We start from the raw sequence: 18,588 nt of genomic DNA, 5'->3' as shown, positions 1-18,588 counted from the left end.
TTTTTCGCCACACGAACCGTAGCACCGGATGGCCTGAAATTCAAGCCCAGAGATGCCATCCGTGTATCATTCTTCTTTACAGGACCTTTTAAAAAGAACAATTTTCAGCAATGGTTAAATTGGCATAGGCTAATACCAGCCATTTCACGCCATGATCGGCAAATTTAATCTGCACGCGTGTGTGCGCGCCGCTGCCCTCCACAGAGACCACAACCCCTTGACCGAATTTCGCATGCGAGACATTCTGTCCGAGCTTCAATCCCGCATCACTGGCCGCCACCGCCGCAACCGAAGACGACCTTGGCGATGCCGAGGGCGCAGACTGATAATGAGCCTTCACCCTGACTTCATCCAGCAATTCAGCGGGCAGTTCGCGTAGAAAGCGGGATGGGCGGTGGTATTCTTCCCGTCCATACTGACGCCTGACTTCCGCATAGGAAAGCAGGAGTTTCTCCATCGCGCGTGTCATCCCGACATAACACAGGCGGCGCTCCTCTTCCAGACGGTCGGGCTCTTCGATGGATTGTTTGCCGGGAAATACACCCTCTTCCATGCCCGCTAAAAACACCATGGGAAATTCCAGTCCCTTGGCAGCATGCAGGGTCATTAAGTGCACATAACGCTCATGTTCTGCCGCCTGCATTTCGCCGGCCTCCAGTGAGGCATGGGCCAGGAAAGCAACCAGCAAAGGGAATTCCTCATCGACATCCTGTTCATAACGGAACTGTTTGGCGGCGTTGATCAATTCCTGCAGGTTATCGAGACGCGATTCTGATTTATCGCCTTTGATCTTGGAGAAGTGGGCGTATAGACCGCTGCCGTTAATCACTTCGGAAATCTGCTCATCCAGTTCCAGGTATTGCGTTTTAGTCTGCAATCCACGGATGAGATGCGTGAATTTTTCCAGGGCGGAGGCGGCCCGCTGCGGCAATGCGCCCTGAGCCAGCAATTCGCCCGCTGCCTGCCAGAGAGATCCCTGACGGTTCCTGGCCAACTGGCGCAACTCATCCAGCGTCTTTTCACCAATACCCCGCGTGGGGAAATTCACCACGCGTTCAAAGGCGGTATCGTCATCCGGATTTGCCAGTAAACGCAGGTAAGCCAGGGTGTCTTTAATCTCTGCCCGCTCAAAAAAGCGCACGCCGCCATAAATGCGGTAAGCAATTCCGGCTCTTAATAAGGCTTCCTCAATGACTCGCGACTGGGCATTGGAGCGATAGAGAATGGCAATCTCGTCCGCACTGCGCCCATCGTGAATGGCCATCTGAATGCGCTCGCTGATAAACCGGGCTTCATCCAGTTCGTTAAATGCTGCATAGACGATGATTTTTTCGCCGGCACTGCCGTCCGTCCATAATTCCTTGCCCATACGAGACTGGTTATTGCTAATCAGCGCATTGGCAGCATCGAGAATAGTGGCGGTTGAGCGGTAATTCTGTTCCAGACGTACAACCAGCGTGTTATTAAAGTCCCGTGGAAATTGCTGAATATTTCCAACTTTGGCGCCCCGCCAGCCGTAAATCGATTGATCATCATCCCCCACGGCCATGACGGACGCGCCCTGCCCGGCCAGCAGGCGGATCCAGGCGTATTGAATGGTGTTGGTATCCTGAAATTCATCCACCAGAATGGCGCCGAAACGGTGTTGGTAGTGTTGCAGAATGTCCGGGTTGTCGCGCAGAAGCTCATGCGTGCGCAGCAGTAACTCGGCAAAATCCACCACGCCGGCCGTCTGACAGGCCTGCTCATAGGCCTGATAAATCTGGATTAAGGTACGTGTAGGTCCAAAGGATTGCGCATGGATGTGCTGCGGGCGCAGCCCCTCATCTTTTTTGCCGTTGATGAATGCCTGGGCCTGCTTGACAGGCCATTGATCGTCATCGAGATTCAGCGCCGCGATGACTCGCTTAATCACACGCGCCTGGTCTTCACTGTCAAGAATATGAAACTCAGCCGGCAAATGGGCATCCTGATGATGACGACGCAAAATCCGATGACACAGACCATGGAAAGTTCCCACCCAGAATCCGGCCAGAGACACCGGCAGCAGATGGCTTAAACGTGCCTTCATTTCGCCAGCCGCTTTGTTGGTAAAGGTAACTGCCAGGATGGAATGAGGGGAGAAATGATGTTCCTGAATAAGCCAGGCGATGCGGCTGACCAGAACCCGCGTTTTACCGCTCCCGGCACCGGCGAGTACCAGAGTATTACCCAAAGGCGCAACAACCGCCTGTCGTTGTCTGTCATTCAGCCCTTTCAGTAAAGCATCCACGGTCATTGATTTCACTTCCAACAAAAGAAAGGCGTTATTATGTTAAATTTAGCAGTCAAACACCAGCTTGGGTGGCGAACGGGCCAATGACAAATAAATTCCCGGCCAATCTTTGCCAAGTGGCGCAGGTGAGGTATAAGATTAATAAAAATAGCCGAGTCGTCTATGCATACTTTATATCCAGCAATACAACCCTACAAACGGCATGAACTGGCCGTCAATCCCCGTCATACCCTGTACCTTGAGGAAACCGGCAATCCCGAAGGGTTGCCCGTGATTGTACTTCATCCCGGTCCAGGAGCAGGAGGAAGCGCTTACCTGCGCCGTTTTTTTGATCCGCAGGTTTATCGGATCATCCTTTTTGACCAGCGCGGTTGCGGCCGTTCCGCGCCGCATTCCGAGATCAGGGAGAACACCACTCAGGATCTGCTGGATGACATCGATACAATCCGCACCCATTTAGGCATTAACCGGTTTATGCTTTTCGGCGGCGGCTGGGGCTCTCTGTTGGCACTGCTTTATGCCGAGCTCTATCCTCAACAAATCGGCGGTTTACTGCTTCACCGTATTTTTTTAGGCCGCCCCCAGGACGTGGCCTGGTTTTATCAACAGGGGGCCAGTCTGGTTTACCCGGATTACTGGCAGGAATTCATAAGCATAGTGCCCGCGGACAGGCGCTTAGAAATTCCCCAGTATTATGCGGAATGCCTCCAGGGCAATAATGAACTGGCCCGCATGAGCGCGGCTAAAAACTGGGCCCTGTGGCAAGCGCGCTGCAGCAGTCTGCAGCCGCATTTAAGCGTCATTGATCAATACAGCGAACCGCATTTTGCCCTCGCCCTGGCTACACTGGAGTCACACTACATCGTCAACCACTATTTTATTGAAGAAAATCAGGTGCTAAACAATGCCCATAAAATCCGCCATGTCCCCACCTATCTCGTTCATGGCCGTTACGACATGGTTTGCCCATTGGCCGGTGCCTGGGATTTACATCGGGCGTTGCCCACGTCCAATTTGAGCATCGTCAGGGATGCGGGGCATTCCGATCGCGAGGCGGGCATCATTGACGCGCTGGTTTGTGCCACCAAAGAAATGGCCCGTCAGGGGTCTGATGCATGCTGACTGTCATTCAACGCGTGAAGGAAGCCCGGGTGGATGTCAACAACGCCACCATCGGCGCCATCAATCACGGCCTGTTAATCCTGTGTGGTTTTGAAGTCACCGACAGTCTGGCCACCTTATCGGCGATGCTTGAGAAATGCCTTAACTACCGCCTGTTCAGCGACGAACAGGGCAAAATGAATTTAAACCTTCGCCAGGTGGAAGGCGGCCTGCTGCTGGTACCGCAATTCACGCTGGTCGCCGACACCCGTAAGGGATTGCGGCCCAGTTTTTCCAAAGCCGCGCCCCCCTCGCAGGGGCAAATGCTCTTTGAAGAGCTGCTCATTCTTGCCAGACAACATTATTCCCTGATCGCCAGCGGCCAGTTTGGAGCAGACATGCAGGTTCATCTGTGCAACGACGGGCCTGTTACCTTTGTGATGCAATTTTAATTTTGAGGTAGTCTGCACCCCGATTCTGGTGTAACATCAGATTTACTCCCTCAAAAAAACCGTTAAATTATGCGTTTAATTGCGAGTCTAACCACACTGGCAAGTGCTTTACTGCTGTCAGGCTGCTTTTATAAAGGTCCCAATCCAGATGACCCTTATGAATCGCTCAACCGCAAAATTTATCGTTTTAATAATGCCTTTGATGCCACCATTTTAAAACCGCCGGCCCGACTTTATAAGGCCGTCCTGCCCGATCCGGTCAGAGCCAGCATCAATAATGCCTACAATAACATCAATATGATTCCTACGGTGGCCAATGACGTGCTGCAATGGGAGTGGCGTTATGCGATTAAAGACACCTGGCGTTTTGTCATCAACTCCACGTTTGGTATTGGCGGGTTATTTGATGTGGCTGACAAACGCTTTGGTCTGCCACCCCGCAGTAATGATCTGGGGTTAACTTTCGCGAAGTGGGGCGATAAAAAATCACCATTCATCATGATTCCGTTGATGGGGCCAAGCACGATTCGCGATGGCATGGGCATGTTGTTTGAATACACCGTAATAACCCCCTACCCCTACATCGGCAATGACGCGGTGATTTATGGTTTAATTGGTCTGCGTTATGTTGATTTACGCTCCCAACTCTTTGAAACCGAACGTCTGATGAGCGAAGCGCTTGATCCTTACGCTTTCCTGCGCGATGCCTACCTGCAGCATCGTCATTACCGCATTACCGGCCAACAGGGAGCAGCTCTGGCTGCAAACGGCGATGACAGCAATGACGGCAGTGATTACGTGGATGATGACGAAGGCGGCGACGACAATCTGGGTGCTGATTACGTGGATGAAGACGAGGCTTAAGGCATTATGGCGTTGCATGTTGTTCTGTACCAACCGGAAATTCCCCCCAATACTGGGAACATTATCCGGCTTTGCGCCAATTCCGGCGCCCAATTGCATTTGATTCACCCCTTAGGCTTTACTCTGGATGACAAGCGCATGCGGCGTGCCGGCCTTGACTATCACGAGTGGGCTCAGGTGATTCATTATGCCAATGACACTGAATTCATGGAAAAAAATCAGCATCGACGTATTTTTGCCTGCTCCACCAAAGGCACAGCCGGTTATCACGAGATTCACTATCAGCACGACGACATGCTGCTTTTTGGTCCTGAAACCCGGGGACTTCCCGAGCAGGTACGTGAACGATATACCGTTATCCGCATTCCCATGCAACCGAACAGCCGCAGTTTGAATTTGTCCAATTCGGTCGCCATTATCCTCTTTGAAGCCTTAAGACAACTCAACTTCAGCTAAGTTTAGAAAACACCAATTGTTTTATTTTTGTACAATTATTCTTGACACACTTCTGACGCCATCTACACTTTAATAGCCTGAAACAGGTTCTAGTTGAAGGGGTATAGCGCATGAATACAGTCATTCACCCTACTGCGATTGTCGATGAAAAAGCCATCCTGGGTCAGCATGTCACGATTGGACCCTACTGCATCATTGGTCCGGAGGTGACCTTAGGCGATTATGTTCACATTGATTCCCACGTGGTCATTAAAGGCCATACGCAAATTGGCAGCCACACCTGCGTGCATCCCTTCGCCTGCTTAGGCGATGTGCCACAAGTAAACAATTATACAGAGGAAAATTCCTTGTTGATTATCGGTGAGCATAATTACATCGGCCAGTATGTCTCCATGAATGGCGGTACCTCCAAAGACCAGGGCGTGACACGCATTGGTGATCACAACATGTTCATGGCTTCTTCGCATGTCGCCCATGATTGCCAGATAGGCAATCATGTCACGCTGGTCAATGCCGCCTTGCTGGCAGGACACGTCCATGTCGATGATTACGCGGTCCTTGGTGGCGGCTCCGTGGTTTCACAGCATGTTCACATCGGTAAGGCCGCCATGATTTCCGGTGCCTCGTCCATTGCCAATGATCTCATTCCTTATGGGTATGCGGAAGGTTTTCGCGCCGCGCTCGACTCCATTAACATCATCGGCATGAAACGTTTGGGAATCGACAAAAGCGAAATTCACGCGATGCTGTATTTTTTCAAAACCGTGTTTTTCCGAAAACACGACAACCATGAGTCATTCCTTGATCGTCTGGAACGATACAAAACAGAGGACGCGATGCATTGGGACAGCATCATGGACGTTCTCCGTTTCATCGAGCATCGTTCTAAAAAATCACTGTGCATGCCTTCCGGTTCCGCGCATTAGTCTAAGAACCTTTGTTAAGAACAAGGCCTGTCTCAAGCAGGCCTTGCGTTAATTCAGTTTCTGTTTGATCTCAGCTAAACAACGCAGGTAATCGCCGGTGATGTCTTCTGATGTTTCCGCCATGATTTCGCGGGCGCAGGTGGGACTGGTCACATTGATTTCGGTTAAATAATCACCAATCACATCAATACCCACAAAATAAAGTCCCTTGGCTTTAAGCATGGGGGAAATCTGTTCACATAACCAGCGATCCCTCGCCGTAATCGGCACCACTTCACCGCGGGCGCCGGCCGCAAGATTACCCCGCAGCTCGCCCTTGGCAGGAATACGGGCCAACGCATAAGCCGCCGGTTCCCCATTAATCAACAAAATGCGTTTATCGCCGCTGGTGACAATGTCAGGAATGTATTGTTGTGCCATGATCATGGTGCTTTGCGAATGGGTTAACACTTCAAGGATAACCGATAGATTTTTCCCTTGTTTATCGACATGAAAGATGGAATTGCCTCCCATGCCTTCCAGGGGTTTGTAGATGACATCCTGGTGTTGCTCCCAAAACTGGCGAAGCGTGGCTATGTCGCGGCTAACCAAGGTCGGCGGACAACATTGCGGAAAATGGAGGGTGAAAAATTTCTCATTGGCGTCACGCAGGCTTTGAGGTTTATTCGCCACAAGGACACCGGTTTTTTCGGCCAGTTCCAGAGCATACGTGGCATAGATGTACTCCATGTCAAACGGGGGATCCTTTCGCATCAGAATCACATCAAACTCAGCAAGCGGCTTTTCTCCGAGCGGGGTAACTATGGCCCAATCCGGTTTGGTGTCGTCATCGGCCACTTGAATGGATGAGACCCGCGCAAAGGCCTGCCCTTCACGGCAAATCAAATCCTTAAGCGTAAAATAAACACAAGACCAGCCCAATTGCTGGGCACTGCGTATCATGCCGACTGTTGTGTCTTTATAGGGCTTTAATAAATGGGGCGCATCCATGACAACAGCCAGCTTCATTATTCACCTCCCACGGCAGCGATTTCCCGGGCTGCAGCCAGTGCCGCCAGACGGGCAATGACGCCGTAGGCATAAAAACGGTTGGGGCACTCCACGGGATCCAGATCATCCCTTGGCATATTACAGGCCTGCGCGAAGGCCAGAGGTTCAAAATGCATGCCGGGCGCATTTAAATTTTCATCACTGCCCCGCCCCTGATGCACGCGATAAAATCCACCGACCACAAAGGGGCCAATCATGTACACTACCGGTTCAGCGACTGCCCCATCCGGCATGACTTCAAAACTGTAAACTCCCTCCTGAATGATGACTCGCTCGACTTTCTGGCTGCCTTTGCTCGCAGCCATTTTTGTGCGTTGCTTGCGATTTAATTGCCGCAATTGTTCCGCATCATGCACCATCATCACGCTCATGCCGTAAGTGCCATTATCCGCTTTGACTGCCACGAATGGTTTTTCTTCAATCCCATAGGTGGTGTATTTATCCTGAATAACTTTCAGCAATTGCTCCGTCTCATTGGCCAGATTATCAACCCCTTCCTGCGCCATAAAATCAATGCGGTCCACCGCTTTGAAATAGGGATTAATAAACCAGGGATCAAGATTCACCAGGTGTGAAAACTCCTGCGCGACTTCTTCAAAAAACATGAAATGGCTTGATTTAAGGCGACTGGACCAGCCTAATTTGGCCGTAGGAACGATGCGCTGCTCCAGGCCCTTTAAACTGTCCGGCACACCGGTGGACAAATCATTATTCAACACCAGCAAGCAGGGATTGAAATCACGCAGTCCAAGACGATTGTTATCGCGGATAATCGGTTCGATTAACAACTTAACTCCATTGTCCGTTACAATTTCCTGCGGGGCAGTCACTTCCGGATCCAGGCTGCCGATACGGACAACAAAGCCGGATTTCACCAGAATATCGCGCAACACGCTTAAGCTTTGCATGTAAAAACGATTGCGCGTGTGGTTTTCAGGCAGCAATAAAATTTGCCGGCATCCGGGCTGATAATCCACCAGGGTGGCCTGAGCAGCCTGAATACAAAGCGGCAGAAAATCGCGGTTTAAATTATTAAATCCAGCCGGGAATAAATTGGTATCCACCGGAGCCAGTTTAAAACCGGCATGGCGCAAATCCACCGAGGAAGTAAGCGATGGCGGCGTGAGTTGCCACTGCTGGCGAAACCAGGATTCGATGGTCGCCACCTGGTTTAAAATGACTTTCTCAACATGGTACAGGGGGCCGCAATGGGCGGTGGTTAAATGAGGCACTGGGACATCGTGTGGGTGCATACTTTCTTCCTCAATCATGATGTGGGGGTAGACGATAGTAACGTATGTAGGCGGCAGAATGAAGAATGGTCAGCCCCCGCCAAAAATGGCATAATGGTACTCTTTGGCCATTGGCAGGCTTGTCAAAACACCTGAACAAGGCTTGTTGACTATAGCTTTTTACGCCTGGCAACGCAAATGACTGCCGCCAACCGGCTTGACAGACTCATTAGAATAAAGGATTCAATGAAATCATTTAATTCGCTGAAAGCCCTGATGCTGCTCATTTTACTGGGATTCATCTGGGGCTCAGGCTACAGCCTCGCGCGCTATGCCATGACCCATGATGTCCCGCCCTTAGGCTATTCATTCTGGCAGGCGCTGGGACCCGCGATCATTCTGACGTTAAGCGGCCTGTTCACCAAAAACAACCCGTTGTGGCAAGGACAGCATTGGCCCTATTTTTTTGTCTGCGGTCTTTCAGGCATTGCCATTCCCAATACCAACATGTATTTTATCGCCAGCCATCTGCCGGCAGGGCTGCTCGCCGTCTTAGTCAACACGGTTCCGCTGCTGGTCTATCCCCTGGCGCTGATCACCCGACAGGAGCGTTTTGACACCTGGCGGATTCTTGCCCTGCTGATGGGTGTGGCCGGCATTGTGATGATCATCGCGCCTGGCAGCCATGGCCTGATGTCCGGCTGGACACTGCTGGCTTTAATCAGTCCTTTAGGCTTTGCCCTCTGCTCCATTTACATCGGGGTTAAACAACCCGCCGAGCTTAATGCCATCCAGGCAGCCAGCGGCATGTTGCTGGCTGCCTCCCTGCTGTTGACGCCTTTAGTTATTCAACAGCAGGCGTTTTATTCTCTGACTCCACCGTTTACGACGACGAAGCAAGTGATTATTCTTGAAATTCTGCTTTCCAGCGCCGGCTATTTTATTTTCTTTAAACTCATTCGCCTCGCGGGCCCCGTCTTTTATAGTTTAACCGGCGGCGTCGTAGCCCTGACCGGGCTCTTCTGGGGCTTCGTCATCTTCGCGGAGGTACCGAATGACGTGCAGCAACTGGCCTTGCTCTGTGTCATCGCGGCTATTTTTCTGCTGTCGTGGCGGCAATCAAAACAAACCCGGGAGGTGCGGCATGTTGAATGAATGGGTACAGCAATACAGCAATCAGATAGAGACCCTTCAATACCTGTTGTTGATTATTAATGCCTTGCTGCATCTATTCTTTGCCGGAGCCGTGGCACGTGATGCAGGCAATCTTTATAAGCTCGGGCAGCGCACGGCGCTGGTTTCAGCCGGAACCTGGGCTTTTGCGACGTTATTGGGCGGGGTAGTGACTGCCGCCATCTACTGGTTCATTCACCACTCCACCTTGACAAGACCAACACTCAACTACAACAGGGAAATGCCATGACCGACAATCCGATTAAAACCATCAGCAGCCATGAATTGAAAAAGCGCTGGGACAATAACTCTTCGCTGTGCGTCATCGATGTCCGGGAACTGGATGAATGGCAGGAAGTCCACATTCCTGGCGCGCACCACATTCCAAAAGACGAGATTGCCAGCCGCATCAAAGACGTAGCGCCCGATCTTGGTTCCCCGGTTTATCTGCATTGCAAAGGCGGCGTGCGTTCATTAACGGCGGCCCAAACGCTCAAAGATTTAGGCTACAAGGAGCTTTATTCGCTGGATGGCGGGATCATGGATTGGATGAAAGCGGGATACCCGGTTGACAGATAAAAAAACACCCCTCTGCGGAGGGGTGTCCTGGGGGCATCAGCCGTTGCTTGGTTGTGGAGACACAACCTCTGTTTCTTCAGCCTTACCGTCTTTTTTCTCTGCTTTGGTGTTTGCCCCCCAAATTAAAGAAGACAGACCAGTTCTTACTGATTGCATCATACTCGGGTGTTTTTCTCTCTCAGCTCTTTTCAGTTCGTCAGCCTCTGCCTGGAGTTCTTTTTCTGTTTTTGTATGGGCTGAGCTAAATACAGTCTGACTATAACGCTCTTTCAATGAGACCATGTGAGTATGGTATTTATTCACGTCAAGGCCATCTACTTTAAAAGCATGCTCTTTGCGCACCTTCTCACCAACTTTTTCATAAACGACGCTATTAAAGAACTGCCACGCAGCTAAAACCATGGAATCCGCAGCGGCTACATCCAGCAGGTTTTCAGTCTGGCCTTTTTCAAGTGTATCGCCTTTCTCTGTTTCACCAATCATGCTTTTTAAAAGACGGCTTAAATAACCTGATTGTTCCCTGGCCTCTTTAATTTCTTCTCGGAGGATATGTACAAAGCCAGTTATCACTTTGGCTCGACGCGCTACGTCCATCTTTTCATTTTTATCAATTTCGGAAAAGACATTTTCGATCACTTCCAATTGAATTTGGCGATGCTTACGGGCCGAGGGCAAATGATGTATATCGGTGGCTTCATGGCGAGCACAGTAAAGACGTTTCGTTTCTGTCCAGGCCTCTTTCAATTCCGAGTATGATTTGTATTGAAAACCCATCTTCTTTCTCCTTAAACTCCATTAATAGGTTCCGGTGTCAAGATCGCACCGAAAAGTTAGTGTATACGAATTAAACCAATTCGTCATGGCTTTTCTTTAAACGGCTTAATCAATTTACAACCTGCTGATATAATGGAAAATCCTCCTTTAGTTTATATTTTTTAAAATCACAATGAGCAAATATTGGACTAAATTTACATCCAGGAAAAGCCCATTCAATTGGTCTCCTTTCTTTCGTTTGAAGTAATAAAACCTCTTTACCCCTCAGCCAATCTCCTTTAGGATGCTGCAAGCTTTATTGCAGAAAGGATTGACCATGAAGAAACTCATTGCCGCCCTGTTGTTGCTTCCCCTGCCCCTGATTGCGGCCCCCAAACCGCCCCGGCTGATTGTTCAGTTGGTTGTTGATCAATTACGGGGTGATTTATTGCACCAGTACAGCAAGGATTTTGGCGACGGCGGTTTTCATTATTTACTGACGCACAGCCTAGACTACCAGAACGCCCACCACCCGCACGCCCACACCGTCACCTGCGTGGGGCATGCGACCATTGCCACCGGGGCTTACCCTACTCTGCACGGTGTGGTGGCCAATGACTGGTTTGATCCGGCACTTAAAAAAAGCGTTTACTGCATGGAAGACCCGGAAAGCCGCATTTTACCAACGCCGCATACCACCAAAACCGTTGACGGGCGCTCGCCCCGCAACCTGTTGGCGTCAACCTTAAGCGACGAGCTGGTTTTATCACAAAAGGGGCGTGCCTTCGGCGTCTCGTTCAAAGATCGCGCCGCCATCACCCTGGCGGGACACGCGGGTAAAGCCTTTTGGTTTGACAAGGAAAACGGCGGCTTTGTCACCAGTCAGCATTATTATTCAGCCTATCCGGGCTGGGTGGCCGATTGGAACAGCCGTTATCAACCCAAACAACAGATATGGACCTTAAGCAAACGCATTGAGCAATACCATTATGCCAAGGCCCCCGGGCTGACTCACCGTTTCCCTGCGTATGGTTACCACTTTCCGCATGACTTGGGCCAACCGGACTCTGAAACCTACTACAAATTCCTGTCCATGAGTCCGTATGCGGATGAGTTGACCGCCGATTTCGCCATGCAACTCTTAAAAAAGGAAAAACTGGGAACCCGCCGTGATCAAGTCGATTATCTAGGCATCAGCTTTTCCGCAGTCGACGCAGTAGGCCATCAATTCGGCCCCAACAGCCTCGAATCGGAAGACAATTTACTGCGCTTGAATCAAACGCTGGGCCATTTGCTTAAGGCCATTGATGAGCAGGTCGGTCTTGAAAACACGCTGATTGTTTTAACTGCCGATCATGGCGTCAGCGACTCCCCCGCTTTCTTAGCCAGTCACCAGATGAAGGAAAACCAGCGTCTTGACGTGCCAGCCGTCAAGCAACAGATAACCCAGGCACTGATTAAACACTTCCAATTACCGGCTGCCACGCTGCTTCAAGTCGATGGACCCTATGTGTACCTTGATCATCAACTCATCCATGATCATGAGCTCAGCGTCAATACCGTCAGCACCTACCTCGCTGAATTGCTGCGTCAGCGTCGGGATATTTTCCAGGCTTACCCTCTGCCTCTGCGCGGTACGGAATACGACTGGTTAAGCGCTAAAGTGGATAAAATGGCTTTCCCCGGACGGGCAGGGGATTTGTATCTGGTTCCGCCGCCCTATCAGGCCATGGAAAATAATGCGGAAGCCCGCGTGGATCATGGTTCGCCCTGGAATTATGACAGTTATGTGCCCCTGCTGTTTGTCAATCCGGGATTTAAGCCCCAGCGTCTGACCCGTCCGGTAGAAACCATTGACATAGCGCCCACGCTGGCTGCCTTGCTGCTCATCAAAGCACCTTCGGCCACCATTGGACACCGCCTGGAAGAAGTGACCAAAGCCTATGAAAATGATGCTTGAAAGCGGTGAAAACTGAACTAACCTGAAAGATAAATGCTGTTGGGGAGAATACAATGAATAACGTTAAAACATTTATTTTACTGGCAGCCTTAACCGCTCTGTTAATGATCATTGGGCGATTGCTTGGGGGGCAGGTTGGCATGATGATAGCCCTGGTTCTGGCGATTGTCATGAATATGGGTGCCTACTGGTATTCCGATAAAATTGTGCTGCGCATGTACAATGCACAGCCCCTCGATCCATCCCATCCGGTGTACACCATCGTGTCGCAACTGGCAAAAAAAGCGCAGATACCCATGCCCCGGGTCTATCTCATCAATAATCCAACGCCCAACGCCTTCGCCACAGGCCGTAATCCTGAACATGCCAGCATTGCCGTCACCAGCGGCATTTTAATGCGAATGACCCCGGAGGAATTAACCGGCGTTCTCGCCCATGAGATGGCTCACGTGGTACATCGGGATACGCTCATCAGCGCCATTGCCGCAACACTGGCCGGTGCCATTGGCAGTATTGCCAACATGTTCATGTGGACTTCCGTTGCCAACCACAGCAGTGACAATGAAAACACACACCCCGTGGTCGGATTGCTGATGATGATTCTGGCCCCATTGGCGGCCGGATTGATTCAAATGGCCGTGTCACGTTCGCGGGAGTACGAAGCCGATGCGTTTGGCGCACAACTTACTGGCCATCCTTTATGGCTTGCCAGCGCCTTAGCCAAATTAGAAACTGCCAGCCAACAGGAAGAGTTTACTGAAGCCGATGCGCATCCCAACACAGCGCACCTGTTTATTGTCAACCCGCTAAGTGGTCAGAAAATAGCCGAATTATTTTCTACCCACCCCATTACAGCCGAGCGAATCAAACGTTTACAGGCCATGGCGGCAGGTAATTAACAAGATGCCTTGCGTTATGCCGGCATTCTAAGGATAATTTGCTATTTTTAGATGAGACGGGTAAAGCATGGGACAGTTCAAAACCTTTATTATTCATCATTGGGCCATGGTGACAGCCTTGATTGTCGTCCTGATTATGATCTTTGTTAATGAACTGAAGGCACAGCGTAGCCGCGGCAAAGAACTGACTCCGCAGGCAGCCATTAAATTAATTAACGATGACAATGCCGTAGTCATCGATCTGCGCGATGCCGAAAATTACCGTAAAGGCCACATCATTGACTCCATTCGCGCCAGCCAGGACGATTTTGAGCAGAATAAAATGGACAAGTACAAAGACAAACCCGTTATCCTGGTTTGTGGACGCGGTTTGCAATCGGCGGCCCTGGCTGCTAAATTGCGTACACAAGGATTTGTCAATCCGGTAGTGCTGGCTGGCGGCATCAGTGCCTGGCAGGCTGCCGACTTACCTCTGGTAAAAGGAAAATAACCGATGACCTCCATTGTCATTTACAGCACGGGCTATTGCCCCTACTGTTCCCGCGCCAAGCAGCTGCTGGACAGCAAAGGCGTACGCTATGACGAAATTCGCGTTGACGAGAATCCTGCGCTTCGCGACGAAATGATTCACAAAAGCGGACGTCGCACCGTGCCGCAGATTTTTATCAATGGCCAGCATGTCGGTGGCTGTGATGATTTGTATGCCCTTGAACAACAGGGGCGTTTGGATAAACTTTTAAAAGGCTGACAACTATGACTGAACAGGCAAATCAACCGCAACACGCTGAAGCGCAATTTATGATTCAGCGCATCTACATGAAAGATTCGTCTTTCGAGACTCCCAACACGCCGGCTGTTTTTCAACAAAAATGGGAACCTGAGCTGACGCTCGATTTAAATACAGCAAGCAGCCAGCTTGAAAGCAACATTTATGAAGTGGTTTTGACCGTCACCGCGACAGTCAAAAATCAAAATGCCGTGGCTTTTCTGGCTGAAGTCAAGCAAGCCGGTATTTTTACTATTGAAGGCGCGCCCAAAGAGCAACTGGATCATCTGCTTGGCAGCTTCTGCCCCAACATCCTGTTCCCTTATGCACGCGAAACCATTACTGCTCAAGTGATTCGCGGCAGTTTTCCGCAGCTCGTGTTGGCGCCCATCAATTTTGATGCACTGTACATGCAGCAATTACAGGAAAAACAAAACGCAGGCCAATCTCAGACCGAGTCTGCACACTAATCATGACTGAAAAAACGATTGCCATTCTGGGAGCCGGCTCCTGGGGAACTGCAGTAGCCATCCATTTAGCCCGGCATGGCAATCGTGTTCTGCTTTGGGGACAAAACAGTCAATACATGGCCCAAATGCAGAGCGACCGCTGCAATTCGCGCTACCTTCCTGATATCGTATTTCCCACTGCATTAGAAGCCACCTCCGATTTAGCGGCTTGTCAACAGCGCGCGGATGAAGTGATTATTGCCGTTCCTTCGCATGCGTTTGCCACGTTGCTGGCTAAATTGCAGGCCCCCACTCAGGGCATTACCTGGTTAACGAAAGGCATTGATCCGGCGAGTAATCGCTTGCTCTCTGAGTTAGTCGCAGAACACTGGGGGGAAAACTACCCTCTTGCCATCCTTTCAGGCCCTTCGTTTGCCAGGGAACTGGCTCAGGGATTACCCACTGCGGTGACGCTCGCAGGCAACCATGGCGAGTATCAAAAAAGCTTGCAACAAGCCCTGCACCATGACAATCTGCGCGTTTATCTCGGCAATGACATCGTTGGCGTGCAGCTTTGTGGTGCGGTAAAAAATGTTCTGGCCATCGCCTGCGGCATCAGTGATGGTTTGGGGTTTGGTGCCAATGCTAAAGCGGCATTGATTACCCGTGGTTTAGCGGAAATGCGGCGTTTGGGATTAGCGCTTGGTGCGCGTGAAGAGACTTTTATGGGGCTTGCCGGCGTGGGTGATCTGGTATTGACCTGTACAGACAATCAATCCCGTAACCGACGCTTTGGTCTGTATCTTGGCGAGGGCATGGATCTTGCCACAGCCGAGGCCACGATTGGCCAGGTGGTGGAAGGCAGGCACAATGCGGCTCAGGTCTGCAAATTAGCTAACGATCATCAAGTCGATATGCCCATTTGCATTCAGATTAATGCCCTTCTGCAATCGAAAATACCCCCTCACCAGGCGGTTACCAACCTCATGAGCCGACGCGTGGGAGAGGAGTGACAATCAAGTCTTGGAGCGGGTGATGGGAATCGAACCCACGCCGTCAGCTTGGGAAGCTGAAGTTCTACCATTGAACTACACCCGCATAAGGTAGGCCTCTAATGTATAGCAATCCAACTTTATTTTAAATGCTTTCTTTTTATTTTTAATCAATTGCTTGATGGCAATTGGATGGCTAATCCCATAACAATAATTTATATCTATCTTTATTATAAATTTAATCGATTTTAATTATCGAATTGTTGTTTTTATAATCACTCTGTTCTTATTTGAATTTGGGTTGATTATGCAAACGAAAGCTGAAGTAATACAAAGCGAATTTAACAAGCGAGGAATCTTGCTGAAAGAGTCAGTGACTGAGGCGAAATCCCACGTCTTTCAAGAAGGCATAACCAATCAGTTTTTAACGGTGAACGATTTAAGCGGCAAGCGTTATTTAATTCGTATTAACGGTAAACTATGGCCTCCCTTTACTCGCGAAGGTGAACACCATAACCTTGAGCAATTACACAAAAAAGGATTTGATACCGCGTTGGTAGCCAACAAACCTCAGGAGGGATTTCAAATCTGCGATTTACAGGATGAGGCGACGAGTTTTACCCAAATCCATGCAAAAGGCCATCGATTAAGCGCAATCCAGGCTGTAGCAAAAACAATACAGCAGTATCATCAACTGGCGCATTTTGAAAGCCATTATTCTTTTCAACAAACCTTAGGCAGCGCCAGCCGGCGCTTAAGAAACAGTGGAAACATTGAAATGATCGCAATCTATCGGGTCGTTGTCAGTATTTTTTCGTTGATAACTCAAGATAACAATGAGTTTGTCGCCTCCCATAACGATCTGCTGCCCTCCAGCATTTATTTCAATGGTAAGAAGATAGTCATCGTTGATTGGGAATATTCCGGCAAAAATCATCGCAGCTACGATCTGGCTTTGTTTTCCCTAAAATCCTTTCTCTCCCCTTTTGAAGAAGCCCAATTGATAAAAAGTTATGATCCTGAGAACGATAACCGCATGGAATACTGGTTACCTCTCATGAAAGCGGGAGTTAATTTCCTGTTGCTTCTCTGGCAGCTCAATTCCAGTCGCGATGAAGGGGTTCACAATGCCTTGCTCTTGTTTAAAAGCCTGCAAAGCAACCTGCAGGAGGCTTTGATGCAGCAATCCGCCAAATCATTGTTTACCGAAAAACGCTGTCTTTTTTTTAAGCCGGAACGTAAAGAAGCAAAAAAACACGCGTTAACAAACGGCAATCAGGAAAATACCGGCTTGGACAATGACGGATTGGTTTCTTTGGCCAGTTCGTTATAAAATTCCTTGGGGAGGAGGTTTTCTAACGATGCAGCATCCCATGGCTCTTTACGATAAGGATTAACATGCCATTTTATTTTCCCAAGACGGTTAACATAAAATGCACCGAGAATTTCTTCCGAGTAAACAGTGCCGACGATGTTGACCTCTTTCTTATTGCCTGACAATTCAGCCGAGCTGTGTTTCTCTCTTAATTTAAATGTGGCTTCCAGATCAATGGCTGTCTTTCCTTTAAAATCGATGACGTAAATAAACGATTCAGCCCAAACGGGCTTGGTAGCCAGGATCACTTCATTACGGGTAACAATGGTTGGCAACGCATAATTTTTTGCGACCTGAAAGGATTTGGTAGTGGATACACCAATGGACCCATTCATATCCTGAATGTAATCCTCGAGATACTCCGATTGAGTGCTTTCTGTTATTCCGTATTGAAAGCAATGGGCGGTAGACTCTGCCGAACCCCTGAATAAAATTCCCTGATAATAGACAATTGGATTTGGATCAAAGGATTTCCATTCTTTTTCCCAATCCTCCGGAGACTCTACTTTATAGAGTTCATCCAGCAGGTAATGATTGAATGAATAGTTATTACATTTATTCTTCTTATCCATAAAGTGAAGCTTGATAATGCCTTTGGCTGCCTCATCATCCGCTTCGGCTAATTTTTTTTGTAATTCCTGCACTGCCGGATAAACGGTTTGACTGTGTCGAAAGAATCCCAAAAAATCGCTTTGATAAATACGCTTTTCATTTGATTGAAACGAATAATGGGTACGTTTGGTTTGGTTGAGGTAATTGGATAATGCGCTTTTAAAAGGAATTAAGTACTTATTTGGCATGAGATCGACTGGTAATAAACTTTAATGGATGACAAAAGCCAGAATCGAATTCAATCCATAATTTCTGCTGGACCTGCGTTATAATATCAAATTTTGAGTGTAAGAAACAGACGTGATAAACACGCTTAACATGAGCAACTAATTTTTAATCGATTGGTGCCCAGGGCCGGAGTCGAACCGGCACGGGATTTAACTCCCGAGGGATTTTAAGTCCCTTGCGTCTACCTGTTTCGCCACCTGGGCATTTTTGGAGGCTGAGGCCGGAATCGAACCGGCGTACACGGCTTTGCAGGCCGCTGCATAACCACTCTGCCACACAGCCAGTGTTTCGCAGAAAAAAAAAGCGACGTTGGGTCGCTTTAATTTGGAGCGGGAAACGAGACTCGAACTCGCGACCCCAACCTTGGCAAGGTTGTGCTCTACCAACTGAGCTATTCCCGCATCTCTTGAGGTGGCATTCTACCTCAAATTCACTTCCTGTCAACT

The 18,588-nt window shown here is 49.4% G+C and carries 20 protein-coding genes and 4 tRNA genes; 15 read left to right on the top strand and 9 right to left on the bottom strand.

The window, feature by feature from the left end; translation table 11 throughout:
- Positions 1-88: 88 nt before the first annotated feature.
- Positions 89-2,278, bottom strand: coding sequence for a DNA helicase II (uvrD, locus tag Lrub_RS05075; RefSeq protein ID WP_058531094.1), 2,190 nt, complete (start codon positions 2,276-2,278; stop codon positions 89-91).
- A gap of 159 nt (positions 2,279-2,437) precedes the next feature.
- On the opposite strand from uvrD, the gene pip reads away from it, so the two are divergent.
- The 5 genes from pip to lpxA all read left to right on the top strand — a co-directional run bounded on the left by pip (position 2,438) and on the right by lpxA (position 6,074).
- Positions 2,438-3,397, top strand: coding sequence for a prolyl aminopeptidase (pip, locus tag Lrub_RS05070; RefSeq protein ID WP_058531093.1), 960 nt, complete (start codon positions 2,438-2,440; stop codon positions 3,395-3,397).
- Entirely contained in the window at positions 3,391-3,828 is a 438-nt protein-coding gene (dtd, locus tag Lrub_RS05065) for a D-aminoacyl-tRNA deacylase (RefSeq protein WP_058531092.1), read from the top strand. The genes pip and dtd overlap by 7 nt, the downstream gene beginning before the upstream one ends.
- A gap of 69 nt (positions 3,829-3,897) precedes the next feature.
- Positions 3,898-4,692 (top strand): MlaA family lipoprotein, encoded by a 795-nt coding sequence (locus tag Lrub_RS05060; protein ID WP_058531091.1) that lies wholly within the window; start codon positions 3,898-3,900, stop codon positions 4,690-4,692.
- Positions 4,693-4,698: 6 nt separating this feature from the next.
- Positions 4,699-5,148, top strand: coding sequence for a tRNA (uridine(34)/cytosine(34)/5-carboxymethylaminomethyluridine(34)-2'-O)-methyltransferase TrmL (gene trmL / locus Lrub_RS05055; protein WP_058531090.1), 450 nt, complete (start codon positions 4,699-4,701; stop codon positions 5,146-5,148).
- Positions 5,149-5,258: 110 nt separating this feature from the next.
- Entirely contained in the window at positions 5,259-6,074 is an 816-nt protein-coding gene (lpxA, locus tag Lrub_RS05050; RefSeq protein WP_058531089.1) for an acyl-ACP--UDP-N-acetylglucosamine O-acyltransferase, read from the top strand.
- 48 nt (positions 6,075-6,122) lie between these two features.
- Here lpxA and gshB read toward each other — a convergent pair whose 3' ends face one another.
- Both gshB and gshA read right to left on the bottom strand, forming a co-directional pair.
- The gene (gene gshB / locus Lrub_RS05045) at positions 6,123-7,082 is read right to left on the bottom strand and encodes a glutathione synthase (RefSeq protein WP_058531088.1); all 960 of its coding nucleotides are present in this window, start codon (positions 7,080-7,082) and stop codon (positions 6,123-6,125) included.
- Positions 7,082-8,377 (bottom strand): glutamate--cysteine ligase, encoded by a 1,296-nt coding sequence (gene gshA, locus Lrub_RS05040; RefSeq protein WP_058531087.1) that lies wholly within the window; start codon positions 8,375-8,377, stop codon positions 7,082-7,084. The genes gshB and gshA overlap by 1 nt, the downstream gene beginning before the upstream one ends.
- A 225-nt stretch (positions 8,378-8,602) precedes the next feature.
- Between gshA and Lrub_RS05035 the strand changes: the two genes are divergently transcribed.
- The 3 genes from Lrub_RS05035 to Lrub_RS05025 are packed head-to-tail and all read left to right on the top strand — an operon-like array spanning position 8,603 to position 10,108.
- Positions 8,603-9,511 (top strand): DMT family transporter, encoded by a 909-nt coding sequence (locus tag Lrub_RS05035; RefSeq protein ID WP_058531086.1) that lies wholly within the window; start codon positions 8,603-8,605, stop codon positions 9,509-9,511.
- Positions 9,501-9,779 carry a hypothetical protein gene (locus tag Lrub_RS05030; RefSeq protein WP_058531085.1) on the top strand — a complete coding sequence of 93 codons (279 nt, stop codon included), beginning with the start codon at positions 9,501-9,503 and terminating at the stop codon, positions 9,777-9,779. The genes Lrub_RS05035 and Lrub_RS05030 overlap by 11 nt, the downstream gene beginning before the upstream one ends.
- Entirely contained in the window at positions 9,776-10,108 is a 333-nt protein-coding gene (locus Lrub_RS05025; protein WP_058531084.1) for a rhodanese-like domain-containing protein, read from the top strand. Before Lrub_RS05030 ends, Lrub_RS05025 begins: the two co-directional genes overlap by 4 nt.
- 36 nt (positions 10,109-10,144) lie before the next feature.
- Here Lrub_RS05025 and Lrub_RS05020 read toward each other — a convergent pair whose 3' ends face one another.
- Positions 10,145-10,882, bottom strand: coding sequence for a hypothetical protein (locus Lrub_RS05020; protein WP_058531083.1), 738 nt, complete (start codon positions 10,880-10,882; stop codon positions 10,145-10,147).
- 316 nt (positions 10,883-11,198) lie between these two features.
- Between Lrub_RS05020 and Lrub_RS05015 the strand changes: the two genes are divergently transcribed.
- The 6 genes from Lrub_RS05015 (at position 11,199) to Lrub_RS04990 (ending at position 15,948) form a co-directional block, all read left to right on the top strand.
- Positions 11,199-12,821, top strand: a complete 1,623-nt coding sequence (locus tag Lrub_RS05015; protein WP_058531082.1) for an alkaline phosphatase family protein — start codon at positions 11,199-11,201, stop codon at positions 12,819-12,821.
- A 53-nt stretch (positions 12,822-12,874) separates the two neighbouring features.
- Positions 12,875-13,720, top strand: coding sequence for a zinc metalloprotease HtpX (gene htpX, locus Lrub_RS05010; protein ID WP_058531081.1), 846 nt, complete (start codon positions 12,875-12,877; stop codon positions 13,718-13,720).
- Positions 13,721-13,787: 67 nt separating this feature from the next.
- On the top strand, positions 13,788-14,210 hold the full coding sequence (locus tag Lrub_RS05005) for a rhodanese-like domain-containing protein (RefSeq protein WP_058531080.1): 423 nt from the start codon (positions 13,788-13,790) through the stop codon (positions 14,208-14,210).
- Positions 14,211-14,213: 3 nt separating this feature from the next.
- Entirely contained in the window at positions 14,214-14,468 is a 255-nt protein-coding gene (gene grxC / locus Lrub_RS05000; protein WP_058531079.1) for a glutaredoxin 3, read from the top strand.
- A gap of 5 nt (positions 14,469-14,473) precedes the next feature.
- Complete coding sequence (gene secB, locus Lrub_RS04995; RefSeq protein ID WP_058531078.1) at positions 14,474-14,956, top strand: protein-export chaperone SecB; 483 nt, start codon at positions 14,474-14,476, stop codon at positions 14,954-14,956.
- A gap of 2 nt (positions 14,957-14,958) precedes the next feature.
- Positions 14,959-15,948, top strand: a complete 990-nt coding sequence (locus Lrub_RS04990) for an NAD(P)H-dependent glycerol-3-phosphate dehydrogenase (RefSeq protein ID WP_058531077.1) — start codon at positions 14,959-14,961, stop codon at positions 15,946-15,948.
- 11 nt (positions 15,949-15,959) lie between these two features.
- On the opposite strand, the gene Lrub_RS04985 is transcribed toward Lrub_RS04990, so the two are convergent.
- A tRNA-Gly gene (locus Lrub_RS04985) sits at positions 15,960-16,033 on the bottom strand.
- Positions 16,034-16,234: 201 nt separating this feature from the next.
- On the opposite strand from Lrub_RS04985, the gene Lrub_RS04980 reads away from it, so the two are divergent.
- Positions 16,235-17,260 (top strand): phosphotransferase, encoded by a 1,026-nt coding sequence (locus Lrub_RS04980; protein ID WP_058531076.1) that lies wholly within the window; start codon positions 16,235-16,237, stop codon positions 17,258-17,260.
- On the opposite strand, the gene Lrub_RS04975 is transcribed toward Lrub_RS04980, so the two are convergent.
- The 4 genes from Lrub_RS04975 to Lrub_RS04960 form a co-directional block, all read right to left on the bottom strand.
- Complete coding sequence (locus tag Lrub_RS04975; RefSeq protein ID WP_058531075.1) at positions 17,203-18,102, bottom strand: hypothetical protein; 900 nt, start codon at positions 18,100-18,102, stop codon at positions 17,203-17,205. The two genes, Lrub_RS04980 and Lrub_RS04975, sit on opposite strands and share 58 nt — an antisense overlap.
- A 154-nt stretch (positions 18,103-18,256) precedes the next feature.
- Positions 18,257-18,345 (bottom strand) — tRNA-Leu (locus Lrub_RS04970).
- A gap of 5 nt (positions 18,346-18,350) precedes the next feature.
- Positions 18,351-18,424: transfer RNA gene (locus tag Lrub_RS04965), tRNA-Cys, on the bottom strand.
- A gap of 43 nt (positions 18,425-18,467) precedes the next feature.
- Positions 18,468-18,543: transfer RNA gene (locus Lrub_RS04960), tRNA-Gly, on the bottom strand.
- Positions 18,544-18,588: the final 45 nt, after the last annotated feature.

The organism is Legionella rubrilucens, from assembly GCF_001468125.1.
In the GTDB taxonomy this organism is placed as follows: domain Bacteria; phylum Pseudomonadota; class Gammaproteobacteria; order Legionellales; family Legionellaceae; genus Legionella_C; species Legionella_C rubrilucens.
Note: the sequence above shows the minus strand (reverse complement) of the source record. Positions and strands in the feature narration are given on the sequence as shown.

Bases quoted from the DNA above. Each gene is read 5' to 3' on its own strand.
- Lrub_RS05020 (WP_058531083.1), bottom strand. From the start codon at position 10,882: ATGGGTTTTCAATACAAATCATACTCGGAATTGAAAGAGGCCTGGACA.
- pip (WP_058531093.1), top strand. From the start codon at position 2,438: ATGCATACTTTATATCCAGCAATACAACCCTACAAACGGCATGAACTG.
- Lrub_RS05015 (WP_058531082.1), top strand. From the start codon at position 11,199: ATGAAGAAACTCATTGCCGCCCTGTTGTTGCTTCCCCTGCCCCTGATT.
- Lrub_RS04980 (WP_058531076.1), top strand. From the start codon at position 16,235: ATGCAAACGAAAGCTGAAGTAATACAAAGCGAATTTAACAAGCGAGGA.
- dtd (WP_058531092.1), top strand. From the start codon at position 3,391: ATGCTGACTGTCATTCAACGCGTGAAGGAAGCCCGGGTGGATGTCAAC.
- lpxA (WP_058531089.1), top strand. From the start codon at position 5,259: ATGAATACAGTCATTCACCCTACTGCGATTGTCGATGAAAAAGCCATC.
- Lrub_RS05030 (WP_058531085.1), top strand. From the start codon at position 9,501: ATGTTGAATGAATGGGTACAGCAATACAGCAATCAGATAGAGACCCTT.
- gshA (WP_058531087.1), bottom strand. From the start codon at position 8,377: ATGCACCCACACGATGTCCCAGTGCCTCATTTAACCACCGCCCATTGC.
- uvrD (WP_058531094.1), bottom strand. From the start codon at position 2,278: ATGACCGTGGATGCTTTACTGAAAGGGCTGAATGACAGACAACGACAG.
- Lrub_RS05005 (WP_058531080.1), top strand. From the start codon at position 13,788: ATGGGACAGTTCAAAACCTTTATTATTCATCATTGGGCCATGGTGACA.
- Lrub_RS05025 (WP_058531084.1), top strand. From the start codon at position 9,776: ATGACCGACAATCCGATTAAAACCATCAGCAGCCATGAATTGAAAAAG.
- trmL (WP_058531090.1), top strand. From the start codon at position 4,699: ATGGCGTTGCATGTTGTTCTGTACCAACCGGAAATTCCCCCCAATACT.
- Lrub_RS05035 (WP_058531086.1), top strand. From the start codon at position 8,603: ATGAAATCATTTAATTCGCTGAAAGCCCTGATGCTGCTCATTTTACTG.
- Lrub_RS04975 (WP_058531075.1), bottom strand. From the start codon at position 18,102: ATGCCAAATAAGTACTTAATTCCTTTTAAAAGCGCATTATCCAATTAC.
- secB (WP_058531078.1), top strand. From the start codon at position 14,474: ATGACTGAACAGGCAAATCAACCGCAACACGCTGAAGCGCAATTTATG.
- gshB (WP_058531088.1), bottom strand. From the start codon at position 7,082: ATGAAGCTGGCTGTTGTCATGGATGCGCCCCATTTATTAAAGCCCTAT.
- htpX (WP_058531081.1), top strand. From the start codon at position 12,875: ATGAATAACGTTAAAACATTTATTTTACTGGCAGCCTTAACCGCTCTG.
- grxC (WP_058531079.1), top strand. From the start codon at position 14,214: ATGACCTCCATTGTCATTTACAGCACGGGCTATTGCCCCTACTGTTCC.
- Lrub_RS05060 (WP_058531091.1), top strand. From the start codon at position 3,898: ATGCGTTTAATTGCGAGTCTAACCACACTGGCAAGTGCTTTACTGCTG.
- Lrub_RS04990 (WP_058531077.1), top strand. From the start codon at position 14,959: ATGACTGAAAAAACGATTGCCATTCTGGGAGCCGGCTCCTGGGGAACT.